We start from the raw sequence: 13,552 nt of genomic DNA, 5'->3' as shown, positions 1-13,552 counted from the left end.
ACTCCGTTCGCGCCGCGCTTGTCGCAGCCCGCGACTTCCCTAAAGAGTGAAACGGCATTTCGACAAGCGCAATGAGAGAGTGCGACGATGACCGCTACCCCCGCCTGGCCCCCGCAAAGCGCCCCCCGGCTGCATGTCGAGACGCAGTTGGGCGAAGGCGTCGCCGTATCCGTCGATGGCAACCCCGCCCATTATCTGATCCATGTGATGCGGGTGAAGCCGGACGATATCGTGCTGCTGTTTGACGGGCGATCGGGCGAATGGGCCGCGCGGGTGCGCGACGTGCGCAAGCGGGATCTGATGCTCGATTGCGTGAGCCGGACGAAGCCACCCGAATTGGTGCCCGATTTCTGGCTGTGCTGCGCTCCTATCCGCAAGGGTCGGATCGACCTGATCGCAGAAAAGGCGTGCGAACTGGGGGTCGCGAAATTGCAGCCGGTGCTGACCCGGCGGGCGGTGGTCGACAAGCTCAATCTCGACCGGCTCCACGCCCATTTGGTCGAAGCGGCAGAGCAATGCGGGCGGACCGCGCTGCCCGAGCTGGGCGGATTGATGAAGCTGGACGCATTGCTCAAAGGCTGGCCCGACGGGCGGCATCTGTTCTTCGCGGATGAGACCGGCGGCGCGCCGTTGCGGCACGCGCTGGCCGCGCATCCCGGTCCCGCCGCATTTCTGATCGGGCCGGAAGGCGGGTTCGATCCGGCCGAGCGCGACGCAATCCGCGCCACCGCAGGGGCCGTGCCGGTGTCGCTCGGGCCGCGCATTCTGCGCGCGGAGACGGCGGCGATCGCCGCGACGGCGGCGTGGATGGCGATCAACGGCGACTGGGCTTCTACCGCGACTGGCGCGTAATCAATGCCCCAAACCTTCCGTTTCATTCCGAAATCGGATTGAAGCATCTGTCCGCGCAACCTATCTGTGCCCCGCGCGCTCTGCTTTGACGCGCCAAGGGGAATCGTTAAGGGCGGGGCATGAGCACAAGAACAGACTCAGGGAAGAACGACCCCCTCATCGAGAGCCGCGACCAGTTGATCGCGGCGTTTGCGGGCGGCGAAAAGCCCAAGGACCGCTGGCGCATCGGCACCGAGCATGAAAAGTTCGTCTATGCGACGAGCGACCATCATGCGCCTTCCTATGAGGAAAAGTCGGGCATCCACACGCTGCTGATCGGCCTGACCCGCTATGGCTGGCAACCCGTCTTTGAAGGCGGAAACATCATCGCCCTGTCCGGCGTGGATGGCACGATCAGCCTGGAACCGGCGGGACAACTCGAACTGTCAGGCGCGCCGCTCGACAATCTGCATCAGACCTGCGCCGAGACCGGCCACCATCTGGAACAGGTCAAATATGTCGGCGACAAGCTGGGGCTGGGCTTCCTGGGCCTTGGCATGTGGCCAGACAAGACCCGCGCCGACCTGCCGATCATGCCCAAGGGGCGGTATGAGATCATGCTGCGGCATATGCCGCGCGTGGGATCGATGGGTCTCGACATGATGCTGCGGACCTGCACGATCCAGACCAACCTCGATTATGGCAGCGAGGCGGACATGGTGAAGAAATTCCGCACCTCGCTCGCACTCCAGCCGCTGGGGACCGCGCTGTTCGCCAACTCGCCCTTCACCGAAGGCAAGCCCAATGGCTATCTCTCCTATCGCAGCCATATCTGGTCGGATACCGATCCGGGGCGCACGGGCATGCTGCCCTTCGTGTTCGAGGACGGCTTTGGCTATGAACGCTATGCCGACTATGCGCTCGATGTGCCGATGTACTTCGTCTACCGCGACGGCAAATATATCGACGCGGCGGGCCATAGTTTCCGCGACTTTCTGGACGGCAAGCTGGCCGTGCTGCCCGGCGAAAAGCCGACCGAGAAGGATTGGGAGGATCACCTCTCCACCGCCTTCCCCGAAGTGCGCCTGAAAAGCTTTCTCGAAATGCGGGGGTCCGACGGTGGCCCGTGGAACCGCATTTGCGCGCTGCCCGCCTTGTGGGTCGGCCTGCTCTACGATCAGGGCGCTCTCGACGCGGCGTGGGATCTGGTCAAGGGCTGGAGCATGGAGGAACGGCAGACGCTGCGCGATTCCGTGCCGAAGCTGGGCCTCGACGCGCCGATCGACGGCGGGCGGCGATTGCGCGACATTGCTCGCGACGTGCTGGATATCGCGCGGTCGGGCCTTGCGGCGCGCGGGCGGCTCAATAGCGCGGGCGACAATGAAACCGGCTATCTGTCAGCGCTGGACGAGGTCGTGTCGTCGGGCAAGACCCATGCCGAACGACTGCTGGAACGCTATCATGGCGAATGGCAGGGCGATGTCAGCCGGGTGTACGCGGAAGAGAGCTTCTAAGCCTCCCCGTTCGGTTATTCTGCCGGATTGAAGGCTGCCGCTTCGCGCTTGCCGCCGGTCATCCATGCGAACAGGCGTGGCACCGGGCCGTTGCGCGCCATCCACGCACTATAGGCGCGATAATCCGGATCGGCGGACAGATGTTTTTCCTCGGTCTTCGCGCGCCAGTAATAGACCGCGTTGGTGATCGCCAGCAGCGCGCAGTTGCGCACGATATCGACCATCGATCCGCTGGTGGCGAGGAAGGGCAGCGAGGAAAACCACCAGAAGAGATTCTTCGCCAGATAGGCCGGGTGGCGCGTCCAGCGATAGGGACCGTGGGTCAGGATGCCGCGATGGGTGAGATTGGAAAAGCGGATACCGAAGGCCACCGTCGCCCAGGCATAAAGGCCGGTCAGCAGCACCAGCCAGCCGCCCAGCAGCCATTGCAGCGCGGCCTGCCCTTGCGTCCACACATCCCATTCCGCGCCGCCGGCATGATAGTCGAGCGGCCCGCCGCCACCCATCAGCACGAAGGGCGGATAGCAGATCAGCGCGGCGACCCAGCCCGACAGATAGGGATTGGCGGTGCGGATATGCGAATCGAGCGGCTTGAAGGTCAGCAGATAGCCGACCGTCGCCATGCACACGTCGATCATGAACATGACCGCGATCAGGAAGCCCGCCATCGCCACCGGATGGGCAAAAGCATCCTCGATCCGCCAGTCCACGACGCTGGCGAAATTGCCCGGCACGATCGACAGCATGAAGGCGAGGAAAAAGCCCTTCACCGCCCAGGCGCGGGCGTGATGGGCGACTTGCGCCATGTCCGGCGATCCCGCAGCGCCGCCGATCACCCACTGACCGAAATGAAAGCTGGCGTCGCGCGGATCGGCCAGCCGCCGGTCGAGCCAGAGAATATAGGGAATGGACAATAGCAGCAGCCAAGGCGCCGCCGCCATGAACAGGTTCATCGAAAAGCGGTAATTGCCGTCCCAATACCAGCGCGCGATGCAGTAGCAGATGGCGATGCCGAGCCATGTCGCCCACAGGGCCGCGATCTTGACGATGCTGATGTCCAGACTGTCGCGGATGGGTCTGGCCGGCGCGTTCCAGTCCAGGCCGGTCGAAGGGTTGCGATGCACCTTGTCCACCAGCAGCGACCATAGCACCATCGGCACGCCGCACGCGACCACTGCCGCCAGCCCTGCATGGGGACCGTCCATGCCGAAATGGCGCGCGACGAGCGTCCAAAGGGCCAGACCCGCAAGCCCTGCCACACCGACGCCATGGCTGACGGCGGATGGCGGACAGGGATCGGCGGCCTTGGTCATGGACGGGCTTCTAGCGCAAAAATGGTAAGCAAGCCGTGAATTGCCAGACTTTTAGCCGCCACCCAGCACATTGATCGTGAAGGCGAGGATGCCGAGATTGAAGATGAAGGCGGCAAGGCAGTGGAACAGCACGATCCGGCGCACGTCCGTTGACGTGATATCGACGTCCGACGTCTGGAACGTCATGCCCAGCGTATAAGCGAAATAAAGGAAATCCCAATAGGCCGGCTCGTCCGTGCCCGGAAAGTCGATGCCGCCGGTATCCGTGCCCGCCTCGCCGGGCAGATAGAAGATATGCGCATAATGCATGGCATAGACGAGGTTGGAAAACAGCCACGCGAGCAGCAAGGTCGTGAGCAGCAGCACGATGCTGCCGGTATTGGGACCGCCATGCTGCGCCACCGCCATGCCGACAGCGACCAGCACCACCATGGAGACGATGCCGGTCAATAGCAGCATCAACCCGCGATTGGCGTCGTTCGCGGCGGCGTTGCGACGCATGGTGGCCGCATCGGCGTCCATCAACGGCGCGACCGACAGGATGAAGGCGAAAGCGGCGATGTCGAACCCCGCCATCACCGCTTCATGCCAGGGCAGCAGCAAAGCCAGCGGCGCGGCGGCCGCCAGCAGCACCAGGAACATGCCGTAACGCCAGGGGAATATGCGGCTGCGGGCGGCGTCGGTCATGCGCGCATCATGAGACGGAATGAGCAGCGCCCGCAAGCCCCTTCACAATACCGCGGCGACCAGACCCACGGCGGCGGCCTCGTTCGCTTCGAGATACCAGTTCTCGGTCGAGCGGGTCAGCACGTCCTGCATCGTGACCTGCGACCCCAGCACGATATTGGCGAAGCCTTCATTCTGGATCGCGATCGACGCCTCGATTTCGTTCAGCGCGGCCTTGAGCGAGGCGACGCAGGTGGAGAGCGGCCCTTGCAGGTGAATATTCTTGGTGATGATGCGCTCATGAATCATGACGCGGGTGCCGCGCGTCAGATAGCGGTTCTCCACCGCGAAAAAGCCCATGAAGGTCGCCCCGGCCGAATAGACGGCGGTCTTGCCGAGAAACACCAGCCTGCGGTGGGGGTAGAGATCGGAATGAAATCGGATATCCTCGCCCATCATCCGCGCGATTTCCGGATCGCCGCCGAGGGTGGAGAGTTCGACGACCACCAACCCTTCCTGCGGCGCGGTCGCCAGCACATTCTTGAAATGCAGATACATATTATGGTCGACCGCGCCCGCCAGCATGATGGCGGGAAATTCAAAATCGCGGGCGGTCAGTTGGGGCAGCATATGCGAGGCTCTCGATGCGGGGTGAAGTCGGCCTGCATTACGCACGGAATCAAAAATGGTGCCGGGGTGTGTCGATTCTTTAAGGCTGGCGCAGGCCGCCACAGTCTGTAAAGAACAGATCATGACCATAGGGGCGGCCACATGATCGCGAAACTCAAAGGCAGGCTGGACAGCACCGGCCTCGACCATGCGATCATCGACGTGGGCGGGGTCGGCTATCTCGTCGGCGCGTCGTCGCGCACCCTTTCGGCGCTGGGTCCGGTGGGCGAAGCGGTGACGATCCATACCGAAATGCTGGTGGCGGAAGATTCGATCCGGCTGATGGGCTTTGCCAGCGCGGAGGAGCGCGACTGGTTTCGCCTGCTCGTCCATGTGCAGGGCGTGGGCGCGCGCGTGGCGATCGCGATCCTTTCGGCGCTGGAGCCGGCCGAGTTGCACCGCGCCGTCGCGATGGGCGACAAGACGATGGTGACGCGCGCGAACGGCGTCGGGCCGAAACTGGCCGAACGGATCGTGCGGGAACTGAAGGACAAGGTGGGCGTGGCGCCAGCCGGCAGCGCCGTCGCGGCGGGGACGGTGGTCGCACCAGCGGGCAGCCATGGCGCGGATGCGCTGTCGGCATTGCAAAATCTGGGTTTCAGGCCAGCCGAGGCGAGCACTGCGGTCGCGGCGGCGGAAGCGGAAATCGGCGAAGGCGCGAGCCTTGACGCGCTGGTACGGCTGGCGCTGCGCAAGGCGGCGAAATGAGCGACCAATTCGTCTTAAAACCCGCTTTAGTCCGGCGGATAGCTGAAACCGAAATCGCCAACTTGCTGGAGAGCAAAAGGGCTTTACTAGAACAGCACTCCGCCTCGTTCCGTTGGCTTACGGCCTCTCTCTTGGCCGTAAATGGTGGCGGCATAGTGGCGTTGGTGGGTCAATTAAATATGCCGCGCGTATATGTAGCTGGCTCGGGTTTCCTCTTCTTTCTTGGTATTATTATGGCGCTATTATGTGCTTGGTTCAGCCAGCGTGCCAACAGGGCAATGCTTAATCCCGTTGCCGAATTTTTAGGGTTTTGGTTATCAGTGGCGCATGAAGGTGAACTCGATTTAGAAGCCCTGAAGACTATGGAACATAAAATGGCTAAGGCCACGAAAGTGGCACGTCCAACCCAGATTTCGGGATGGCTATCTGCAATCGCATTTTCCATGGGCGTATTACTCGCGGGCACAGGTTATTGGGTCGTCCACCCGTCTGAAATTTCTCAAGCCAAGCCCGTATGACCGACGACCGCCTCATCACCCCCGCCCGGCGCGCGGAGGATGTGGATGCCGCGTTGCGGCCGAAAAGCCTTGAGGAATTTATCGGGCAGCAGGCGGCCAAGGGCAATTTGCGGGTGTTCATCGAAGCGGCCAAGCAACGCGGCGAGGCGCTCGACCATGTGCTGTTCTTCGGACCGCCCGGCCTTGGCAAGACGACGCTGGCGCAGATCGTCGCCAAGGAACTGGGTGTCGGCTTTCGCGCAACGTCTGGCCCGGTGATCGCCAAATCGGGCGATCTGGCTGCGCTACTCACCAATCTGGATGAAGGCGACGTCCTGTTCGTGGACGAGATCCATCGGCTCAACCCGGCGGTGGAGGAAGTGCTCTATCCGGCGATGGAGGATCGCGCGCTCGACCTGATGATCGGCGAGGGACCATCGGCGCGCAGCGTGCGGATCGACCTGCCGCCCTTCACGCTGGTCGGGGCGACGACCCGGCAGGGGCTGCTGACGACGCCGCTGCGCGACCGCTTCGGCATTCCGGTGCGGTTGCAATTCTACACGGTGGACGAGCTGGAACTGGTGGTGCGGCGCGCGGCGCGGTTGCTCGGCCTCGCCATCACATCGGACGGAGCGGTGGAGATTGCGCGCCGTTCGCGCGGCACGCCACGCATCGCCGGGCGGCTGCTGCGCCGGGTACGCGATTTCGCCAATGTCGCGGGCGCGCCGACGGTGGACGCGAAGGTCGCCGACGGAGCACTGGCGCGGCTGGAGGTCGATGAACTGGGCCTCGACCTGATGGACCGGCGCTATCTGCACATGATCGCCGACATTTATCGCGGCGGGCCGGTGGGAGTGGAGACGCTGGCGGCCGGGCTTTCGGAGCCGCGCGACACGGTCGAGGAAGTGATCGAACCCTATCTGATCCAGCTTGGCCTGATCGCCCGCACCGCGCGGGGGCGCTGCCTCAATGGGCCGGGTTGGAAGCATCTGGGTCTCAACCCGCCCGCCGGTTCGCAGGACGGCCTTTTCGACTGAAGGAATGGCGGAAATCCGTGGCCGTCCCGCCCGGACGCGGCTATAGCTGGGTGGTCGAGAGGCGCGCGAGAGATGCGCCGTCCGTCAAGGAGCAGTGATTTTGCGGGCGATCGAGCGTTATCCCAATCTGGTGACCATGTTTTTCGAGCGCGCGAAGGAACAGGGCGATGCGCCGTTCCTGTGGCGCAAGACGGCCGGGGCATGGGCACCGATCAGCTGGGCCGAGGTGGCGGGCCAGGTGGCCGCGCTCGCCAGCGCGCTCAGGGCGCAGGGGCTGAGGCCGGGCGAGCCGGTCATGCTGGTGAGCGAGAACCGGCCGGAATTCTGCATCGCGGACCTGGGCATCATGGCGGCGGGCTGCGTCACCGTGCCGACCTACACCACCAACACGACGCGCGATCATCAGCATGTGCTGACTGACAGCGGCGCGCGCGCGGTTATCGTTTCCACGGCGAAACTTGCCGCGACATTGATGCCGGCGGTGCTGCGGTCGCAGGCGCAATTCGTGATCGGCATGGAACCGCTGCGGGGGATGCAGGGCCAGTGTGCCTGCCATTTGTGGAGCGACCTGATCGCCCGCTATCCGACCGATCCGCAGGCCTGCGCGATGGAGCAGACGGCGCAGCGCGGGGATCTTGCCTGCATCATCTATACCAGCGGCACCGGCGGCGCGCCGCGCGGGGTGATGCAGCATCATGGCGCGATCCTGAGCAATGTCGAGGGCGCCGGGCGGCTGCTCGCCGAGGATTTCGGTTGGGACGACGAAGTGTTCCTGTCGTTCCTGCCGCTCAGCCACGCCTATGAGCATAGCGGCGGCCAGTTCCTGCCGATCATGCTGGCGGGGCAGATCTATTATGCCGAAGGTCTCGAAAAGCTCGCCTCCAACATCGAGGAGGTTCGGCCGACCATCATGGTCGTCGTCCCCCGGCTGTTCGAGGTATTGCGCGCCCGCGTCATCAAGTCGATCGAGAAGCAGGGAAAATTCGCCACCTATTTGATGGAGCAGGCGCTGCGCATCGGGGCGAAGGAACAGCGCGGCGCGCGATCCATCTTCGACCTGCCGATGAAGGCGCTGCTTGGCAAGACGCTCAAGCCCAAAATCGCCGCGCGGTTCGGCGGACGCATGAAGGCGATGGTGTCGGGCGGCGCGCCGCTCAATCCCGATGTCGGCCTGTTTTTCGACGCCATGGGGCTGACGCTGTTGCAGGGCTATGGCCAGACCGAGGCAGGCCCGGTCATCAGTTGCAACCGCCGCCGCGCCGGCATCGCCATGGATACGGTCGGGCCGCCGCTCGACGATGTCGAGGTGAGGATCGCCGAGGATGGCGAGATATTGGTGCGTGGCGAACTGGTGATGCATGGCTATTGGCGCAATCCGGCGGAGACCGAAAAGGCGCTGAAGGACGGCTGGCTGCATACGGGCGATATCGGCGAGATCGACGCGCGCGGGCGCATCCGCATCACCGATCGCAAGAAGGACCTGATCGTCAACGACAAGGGCGACAATGTGTCACCGCAAAAGGTCGAGGGGATATTGACGCTGCAACCCGAGATCGGTCAGGCGATGGTGCATGGCGACCGGCGGCCCCATCTGGTCGGGCTGATCGTGCCCGATGCCGAATGGACCCGCGAATGGGCAGCGGCCAACGGGCGGTCCGTCGAGACTGTGGCGAGCGATCCCGCTTATCTGGCGGCGCTGCGCGCGGCGGTAGACCGGGTGAATACGGACCTGTCGGTGATCGAGCGGGTGCGGCGTTTCATTCTCGCGGACGAACCCTTCACGATCGAGAATGAGGAGATGACGCCGTCGATGAAGATCCGCCGCCATGTCATCTGCGGGCGCTATCGGGACCGGCTGGACGCGCTGTATAAGGCGTGAGCGCCTGTGTCAGCGCGGCTTGCGATAGGGGGTAAAATCGCCAAGCGCGCAGGCGCCGGTAGGAATGCCGACCGTCAGGTCCGCGCTGCGCGCCATGTCGCCCCGGCACAGCTGCGAGCCGAAGCTTTGAGTGATGAGCGTATCGCCGCGCGTGAGGCCGGGGCAACTGCCGATCAGGTCGTTGCGATAGATCAGCCGGGCGCTGACCCTGTAGAGCAGGACATTGCCACTGATGACGGTGAGGCTGGACGAGGGGAAACGGCTGATACAGCTCACTTTCTCGCCCGGCGTCAGGCCGGTGAGCGCCTTTTCGAGCTTGGCGGCCTGCTTCTGCGTCAGCGGTTCAGGCTGATAGGTTCCGGCGCAACCGGCGAGCAGCAGAAGCGGCGTGATGAAGGTCCAGTTGGTCATGGTCACGTTCCTTCTCCTTTTCGACGTCGCCGACCGCCCTTAACCGTCACGCCGCGTCCTTGGCCGCTCGACGCGCCGCCAGTTCGCCCACATTCGCAGCGCGCATGAAGATGTTCGTCTCACGCTCCAGCCCGATCGTCGTGGGCACCGTCGCCTGGCCGAGCGCGCGAGCAGCGTCCACCGCCTTCACCCGCTCGCGAAGCGCCGCATTGTCCGGCTCGACGGTCAGGGCGAAATGGCCGTTGGATTGCGTATATTCATGCGCGCAATAGACCGCCGTACCCTCGGGAAGCGCCTTCAACAGCGCCATATTGGCGAACATCTGCGCCGCATCGCCCTCGAACAGCCGGCCACAGCCCATCGCGAACAGCGTGTCCCCGACGAAGATCATGGCGTCGTCGGCCAGATGATAGGCGATATGGCCCGCCGTGTGCGCGGGCACCGCCAGCACCTGTGCGATGTGATCGCCGATGCGCACGCTATCGCCCTGCCCCACCAGCCGGTCGAGCGTACCGATCTTCGCCGCCTCCGCCGCCGGGCCGGTGATGGTGCAGCCGCCCCAGGCCATCGACGCCGCCTTGATCCCGGCATTGCCGCCGACATGATCGCCATGCCAGTGGGTGTTCCAGATCTGGCCAATGGTCCATCCATGTGCGGCGGCGGCAGCCAGCACCGGATCGGCGACGGCGGGATCGACCGCCACCGTCTCGCCGCTGAGGTCGTCGTGCACCAGCCAGACATAATTGTCGCTGAGCACAGGGATGCGGACGACTTCCAGCATCGGCTTACCAGACCCCGACATTGGGCATCGACGCCCAGGGTTCGGCGGGTTCGAGATGGCCGTCCTGGAGCAGTTCCACCGAAATATTGTCGGGCGACCGCACGAACGCCATATGGCCGTCGCGCGGCGGGCGGTTGATGGTGACGCCCGCGTCCATCAGCCGCTGGCAGGTGGCGTAGATATTGTCGACGCGATAGGCGAGGTGGCCGAAATTGCGCCCTTCGCCATATTGTTCGGCGGAACTGCCATCCTCGGCGGGCCAGTTATAGGTAAGTTCGACCTGCGCCTCTTCATCACCCGGCGCGGCGAGGAATACGAGAGTAAAGCGCCCGCTGTCGCTATCGAAGCGCCTCTGTTCTTCCAGCCCGATCAGGTTGAAGAAGGCGATGCTCTTGTCGATGTCGGTCACGCGGATCATAGTGTGGAGATATTTGGTCACGTCTCGGCTCCATTCACCGCCATAAAGCAACGGTTCAGCTCAGCTAGGGCACATCAGTCCCCAACATAGGACTGCGCGATCAGGGAAGGAAGAGGGTGCGATCATGGCCTTGGACATAAGGGATAAGGTGCTGCTGGGTTGCGCGGGGCTGCTGGCTGTCGGGCTGGTGAGCGGCGGCTATCTGCTGGGGGATGGTCTCAAGCGGGCGAAGGCGGCGGATCGGTCCGTGACGGTGCGGGGCCTTGCCGAGAAGAATGTGACCGCCGATCTTGCCACCTGGTCGATCAGCTATGCCGCGACCGGGTTCGACCTGCCCGCCGTACGTGCGGAGATCGACAATAATACCAGCCAGCTTAAGGCCTATTTCACGAGCCTCGGCTTCAAGCCGGGCGATCTGACCCCGGTCGGCGCGGGGGTGAACCAATATATCAACAACGGCGTCAATACGATCACCATCACCCAGCGCATGCTGTTGCGCACCACCGACATCGGCCGCGCCCAGCGTGCCGTGGCGCAGCAGTTCGATCTGGTCCGTCGCGGCGTGACGCTTCAGGAGGGATCGGGGATGCGCTACAGCTTCACGAAGCTCAACGACGTGAAGCCGCCGATGGTCGCCGCCGCGACCCGCGATGCGCGCGCCGCCGCCGAACAGTTCGCCCATGACAGCGGCGCCAGCGTCGCCGGGATCAAAAGCGCGACGCAGGGCTATTTTTCGATCGAGGCGCGCGACGGCGAAAGCGACGGGTCAGCCGACACGCCCTATAAGAAGGTGCGCGTCGTCACCACCGTGGACTTCTATCTCGACTGATCGCGCGTCGACGCGGCCGCAGGTGGCGCGGGCGCGGAGGGGGACAGGCGACTGAGATTATCCGCCGCGGCCTTGCCTGCGGGCAGCGCCGGGGCCAGCCTGACGGCGCGTTGCCACGCCGCGCGGGCAATGTCGTCATGGTCGGTGAGGACGGCGATATTGCCTTCCTCCAGCGCTACCGACGCATCGTCGGGCGACAGTTGCACGGCGCGCGCAATATGAGCCTGCGCCAGCACCATTTCCCCGGATCGCCGCGCCAGCGTCGCCGACAGCAGCCAGGCGAGCGGATCTTTCGGCGCCTGCTCCAGCGCGACGTCAAGCGACTGGCGCGCGCCCGCCTTGTCGCCCAGCGCCACCAGCGCGCGGGCACGGTCGAGATGGACCTCGCCCTTCTCCAGCCCATCGGGGATGCCCCGCGCCAGCGCCGCGTCGAAATCGTCGCGCGCCTTGGCGGGGTCACCCCCCGCGAGCGCCGCATTGCCCGCCTGCGCCCACAGCCGCGCGCCCTGCACCGGCTCGCCGCCGCGCTCGGCCTCGTCCGCGCCCTGTTCGAAGGCGATGATCGCGGGCGCCCAGCGCTCGCCCCGCGCATAGGCATAGCCCATGCAATTGCGCGCATAGAAGGAGCCACCCTCGATCCGCCATTTTTCGGCGAAAGCGGCGCCCTGCTCCGGCGACTGGTTCGCGGCATCGAGACAGTCCTGGAACGGGACGGCGAATTTTTCCGGCACCGGAATGCGGCCGTCCGCGCGCGCCGGGGTCGCCGACGCGGGCTGGGCCTGAGCCTGACTCTGCACCTCGGCCGCAGCCTCCTGACGACGCTTGGCGCTGCGGTTCATCACCGCCTCGATCTCGGGATCATAGGCCTGCGCCAACAACAGCAATGGCAGAAGAAACGGCATTATGGGTGGTCCGGAAGGCTGGCGACTGTGTCGATCAACAGGGCGATGTCGGCGTCGCGGGAAAGGCGATGGTCGCCATCCTTAATCAGTAGCGTCTGCACATCCGATGAACGCAGCCGCTCCGCGATCCGCAGCGTCGTCTCCCACGGCACGACGTCATCCGCCTGCCCCTGAAGCAGCCGCACCGGCACGTCGATCGCCAGCGGCGCCTCTAGCAGACGCAGGGCCTGACCCGATTCCCAGAAACCGCGCGTGGTGACACGGGGGGCGTCGCCATAATCGGACGGTTCGATGATGCGTCCTTCGGTCAGAAGCAGCGCCTTCTCCGCCTCGGTAAAGCCCCAGTCGGTGAAGTCGGGCGCGGCGGCGACGCCGATGATCGCGGCGATGCGATCCGGCCGGGCCAATGCGATCAGCAACGCGATCCATCCGCCCATGGATGACCCCACCAGCACGACCGGACCCTCGATCAGCGCGTCGAGCAGGAGCAGTGCATCGTCGCGCCAGCCCGCAAGCGTGCCGTCCTCGAACCGTCCTTCGCTCGCGCCGGTGCCGGCATAGTCGAACCGCAGTATGGCGCGGCCGCTCGCCGCCGCCCAGCGATCCAGCGCGACCGCCTTGCCCCCTTCCATGTCGGACATGTAGCCGGGCAGGAACAGAATCGTCGGCCCCGCCCCCTGACGATGGCGCACGGCCAGCCGCAGACCGTCGGGCCGCGCGAACATGGCGGGAAGGGGTATTTCTTGCTGGTCCACCATCATCTCCTGCAGGGCCATGGCACCGTCACGCTCCAACGTCGCCCCTTAGGCCCTCGCACGCGCCGCAACAGCAAAATAATGCACGCGTCACAATTGACAGCCCAAGGACCAACAGCTAATCGCGCCGTCCTACCCCGTGCCCAGATGGCGGAATTGGTAGACGCACCAGCTTCAGGTGCTGGCGATCGCAAGGTCGTGGAGGTTCGAGTCCTCTTCTGGGCACCAATACTGGCTCTGGAGACGTCCAGCAGCATCCAGTAAGCGGCTGGTTTCACAGCATTTCTTGACCGAGAATCGCCAGACACCGTCCGGCGAAATCCGGCTAAGGGCATGTGCAGC

General features: G+C 64.6%; 15 protein-coding genes and 1 tRNA gene. 8 read left to right on the top strand and 8 right to left on the bottom strand.

Annotated elements, in window-relative coordinates; translation table 11 throughout:
- Positions 1-87: 87 nt before the first annotated feature.
- Positions 88-852 carry a 16S rRNA (uracil(1498)-N(3))-methyltransferase gene (locus ACODSN_RS13440; protein WP_489055995.1) on the top strand — a complete coding sequence of 255 codons (765 nt, stop codon included), beginning with the start codon at positions 88-90 and terminating at the stop codon, positions 850-852.
- Between the two features lie 119 nt (positions 853-971).
- The gene (locus ACODSN_RS13435; protein WP_489055994.1) at positions 972-2,345 is read left to right on the top strand and encodes a glutamate--cysteine ligase; all 1,374 of its coding nucleotides are present in this window, start codon (positions 972-974) and stop codon (positions 2,343-2,345) included.
- Between the two features lie 14 nt (positions 2,346-2,359).
- Here ACODSN_RS13435 and ACODSN_RS13430 read toward each other — a convergent pair whose 3' ends face one another.
- From ACODSN_RS13430 to ACODSN_RS13420, 3 genes are read right to left on the bottom strand one after another with little or no spacing between them, the layout of a single operon-like run.
- Positions 2,360-3,658 carry a methyltransferase family protein gene (locus ACODSN_RS13430; protein ID WP_489055993.1) on the bottom strand — a complete coding sequence of 433 codons (1,299 nt, stop codon included), beginning with the start codon at positions 3,656-3,658 and terminating at the stop codon, positions 2,360-2,362.
- Positions 3,659-3,709: 51 nt separating this feature from the next.
- Positions 3,710-4,345, bottom strand: coding sequence for a DUF1345 domain-containing protein (locus ACODSN_RS13425; protein ID WP_489055992.1), 636 nt, complete (start codon positions 4,343-4,345; stop codon positions 3,710-3,712).
- 42 nt (positions 4,346-4,387) lie between these two features.
- Positions 4,388-4,954: a peptidase S14 gene (locus ACODSN_RS13420; protein ID WP_489055991.1), complete on the bottom strand. Its 567-nt coding sequence runs from the start codon at positions 4,952-4,954 to the stop codon at positions 4,388-4,390.
- Positions 4,955-5,095: 141 nt separating this feature from the next.
- Here ACODSN_RS13420 and ruvA point away from each other — a divergent pair, with 141 nt between their 5' ends.
- The 4 genes from ruvA (at position 5,096) to ACODSN_RS13400 (ending at position 9,114) form a co-directional block, all read left to right on the top strand.
- Positions 5,096-5,701 (top strand): Holliday junction branch migration protein RuvA, encoded by a 606-nt coding sequence (gene ruvA / locus ACODSN_RS13415; RefSeq protein ID WP_489055990.1) that lies wholly within the window; start codon positions 5,096-5,098, stop codon positions 5,699-5,701.
- Positions 5,698-6,219 (top strand): hypothetical protein, encoded by a 522-nt coding sequence (locus tag ACODSN_RS13410; protein ID WP_489055989.1) that lies wholly within the window; start codon positions 5,698-5,700, stop codon positions 6,217-6,219. The genes ruvA and ACODSN_RS13410 overlap by 4 nt, the downstream gene beginning before the upstream one ends.
- On the top strand, positions 6,216-7,235 hold the full coding sequence (ruvB, locus tag ACODSN_RS13405; protein ID WP_489055988.1) for a Holliday junction branch migration DNA helicase RuvB: 1,020 nt from the start codon (positions 6,216-6,218) through the stop codon (positions 7,233-7,235). Before ACODSN_RS13410 ends, ruvB begins: the two co-directional genes overlap by 4 nt.
- A 100-nt stretch (positions 7,236-7,335) precedes the next feature.
- Complete coding sequence (locus ACODSN_RS13400) at positions 7,336-9,114, top strand: AMP-dependent synthetase/ligase (RefSeq protein ID WP_489055987.1); 1,779 nt, start codon at positions 7,336-7,338, stop codon at positions 9,112-9,114.
- Between the two features lie 9 nt (positions 9,115-9,123).
- Here the strand turns inward: ACODSN_RS13400 and ACODSN_RS13395 are convergent, their stop codons facing one another.
- Genes ACODSN_RS13395 through ACODSN_RS13385 form a run of 3 tightly spaced genes read right to left on the bottom strand, consistent with a single transcriptional unit; the run spans position 9,124 to position 10,745 of the window.
- Positions 9,124-9,525, bottom strand: a complete 402-nt coding sequence (locus ACODSN_RS13395) for a hypothetical protein (RefSeq protein ID WP_489055986.1) — start codon at positions 9,523-9,525, stop codon at positions 9,124-9,126.
- Positions 9,526-9,571: 46 nt separating this feature from the next.
- Complete coding sequence (gene gloB, locus ACODSN_RS13390) at positions 9,572-10,306, bottom strand: hydroxyacylglutathione hydrolase (protein ID WP_489056040.1); 735 nt, start codon at positions 10,304-10,306, stop codon at positions 9,572-9,574.
- Between the two features lie 4 nt (positions 10,307-10,310).
- Positions 10,311-10,745 carry a VOC family protein gene (locus ACODSN_RS13385; protein WP_489055985.1) on the bottom strand — a complete coding sequence of 145 codons (435 nt, stop codon included), beginning with the start codon at positions 10,743-10,745 and terminating at the stop codon, positions 10,311-10,313.
- 103 nt (positions 10,746-10,848) lie between these two features.
- On the opposite strand from ACODSN_RS13385, the gene ACODSN_RS13380 reads away from it, so the two are divergent.
- A complete protein-coding gene (locus tag ACODSN_RS13380) occupies positions 10,849-11,553 on the top strand; it encodes an SIMPL domain-containing protein (protein WP_489055984.1) in 705 nt (234 codons plus the stop codon).
- On the opposite strand, the gene ACODSN_RS13375 is transcribed toward ACODSN_RS13380, so the two are convergent.
- Together ACODSN_RS13375 and ACODSN_RS13370 are read right to left on the bottom strand one after the other, a co-directional pair.
- Complete coding sequence (locus ACODSN_RS13375; protein WP_489055983.1) at positions 11,541-12,455, bottom strand: tetratricopeptide repeat protein; 915 nt, start codon at positions 12,453-12,455, stop codon at positions 11,541-11,543. The genes ACODSN_RS13380 and ACODSN_RS13375 overlap by 13 nt on opposite strands.
- Positions 12,455-13,231, bottom strand: coding sequence for an alpha/beta hydrolase (locus ACODSN_RS13370; RefSeq protein WP_489055982.1), 777 nt, complete (start codon positions 13,229-13,231; stop codon positions 12,455-12,457). The genes ACODSN_RS13375 and ACODSN_RS13370 overlap by 1 nt, the downstream gene beginning before the upstream one ends.
- A gap of 120 nt (positions 13,232-13,351) precedes the next feature.
- Here ACODSN_RS13370 and ACODSN_RS13365 point away from each other — a divergent pair.
- A tRNA-Leu gene (locus ACODSN_RS13365) sits at positions 13,352-13,438 on the top strand.
- The last annotated feature ends 114 nt before the right edge of the window (positions 13,439-13,552 follow it).

The sequence above is a fragment of the Sphingobium sp. FG11 genome, from assembly GCF_057809915.1.
This window is presented reverse-complemented; position numbering and strand designations above follow the sequence as displayed.

Bases quoted from the DNA above. Each gene is read 5' to 3' on its own strand.
- ACODSN_RS13440 (WP_489055995.1), top strand. From the start codon at position 88: ATGACCGCTACCCCCGCCTGGCCCCCGCAAAGCGCCCCCCGGCTGCAT.
- ACODSN_RS13435 (WP_489055994.1), top strand. From the start codon at position 972: ATGAGCACAAGAACAGACTCAGGGAAGAACGACCCCCTCATCGAGAGC.
- ACODSN_RS13430 (WP_489055993.1), bottom strand. From the start codon at position 3,658: ATGACCAAGGCCGCCGATCCCTGTCCGCCATCCGCCGTCAGCCATGGC.
- ACODSN_RS13425 (WP_489055992.1), bottom strand. From the start codon at position 4,345: ATGACCGACGCCGCCCGCAGCCGCATATTCCCCTGGCGTTACGGCATG.
- ACODSN_RS13420 (WP_489055991.1), bottom strand. From the start codon at position 4,954: ATGCTGCCCCAACTGACCGCCCGCGATTTTGAATTTCCCGCCATCATG.
- ruvA (WP_489055990.1), top strand. From the start codon at position 5,096: ATGATCGCGAAACTCAAAGGCAGGCTGGACAGCACCGGCCTCGACCAT.
- ACODSN_RS13410 (WP_489055989.1), top strand. From the start codon at position 5,698: ATGAGCGACCAATTCGTCTTAAAACCCGCTTTAGTCCGGCGGATAGCT.
- ruvB (WP_489055988.1), top strand. From the start codon at position 6,216: ATGACCGACGACCGCCTCATCACCCCCGCCCGGCGCGCGGAGGATGTG.
- ACODSN_RS13395 (WP_489055986.1), bottom strand. From the start codon at position 9,525: ATGACCAACTGGACCTTCATCACGCCGCTTCTGCTGCTCGCCGGTTGC.
- gloB (WP_489056040.1), bottom strand. From the start codon at position 10,306: ATGCTGGAAGTCGTCCGCATCCCTGTGCTCAGCGACAATTATGTCTGG.
- ACODSN_RS13380 (WP_489055984.1), top strand. From the start codon at position 10,849: ATGGCCTTGGACATAAGGGATAAGGTGCTGCTGGGTTGCGCGGGGCTG.
- ACODSN_RS13375 (WP_489055983.1), bottom strand. From the start codon at position 12,455: ATGCCGTTTCTTCTGCCATTGCTGTTGTTGGCGCAGGCCTATGATCCC.
- ACODSN_RS13370 (WP_489055982.1), bottom strand. From the start codon at position 13,231: ATGGCCCTGCAGGAGATGATGGTGGACCAGCAAGAAATACCCCTTCCC.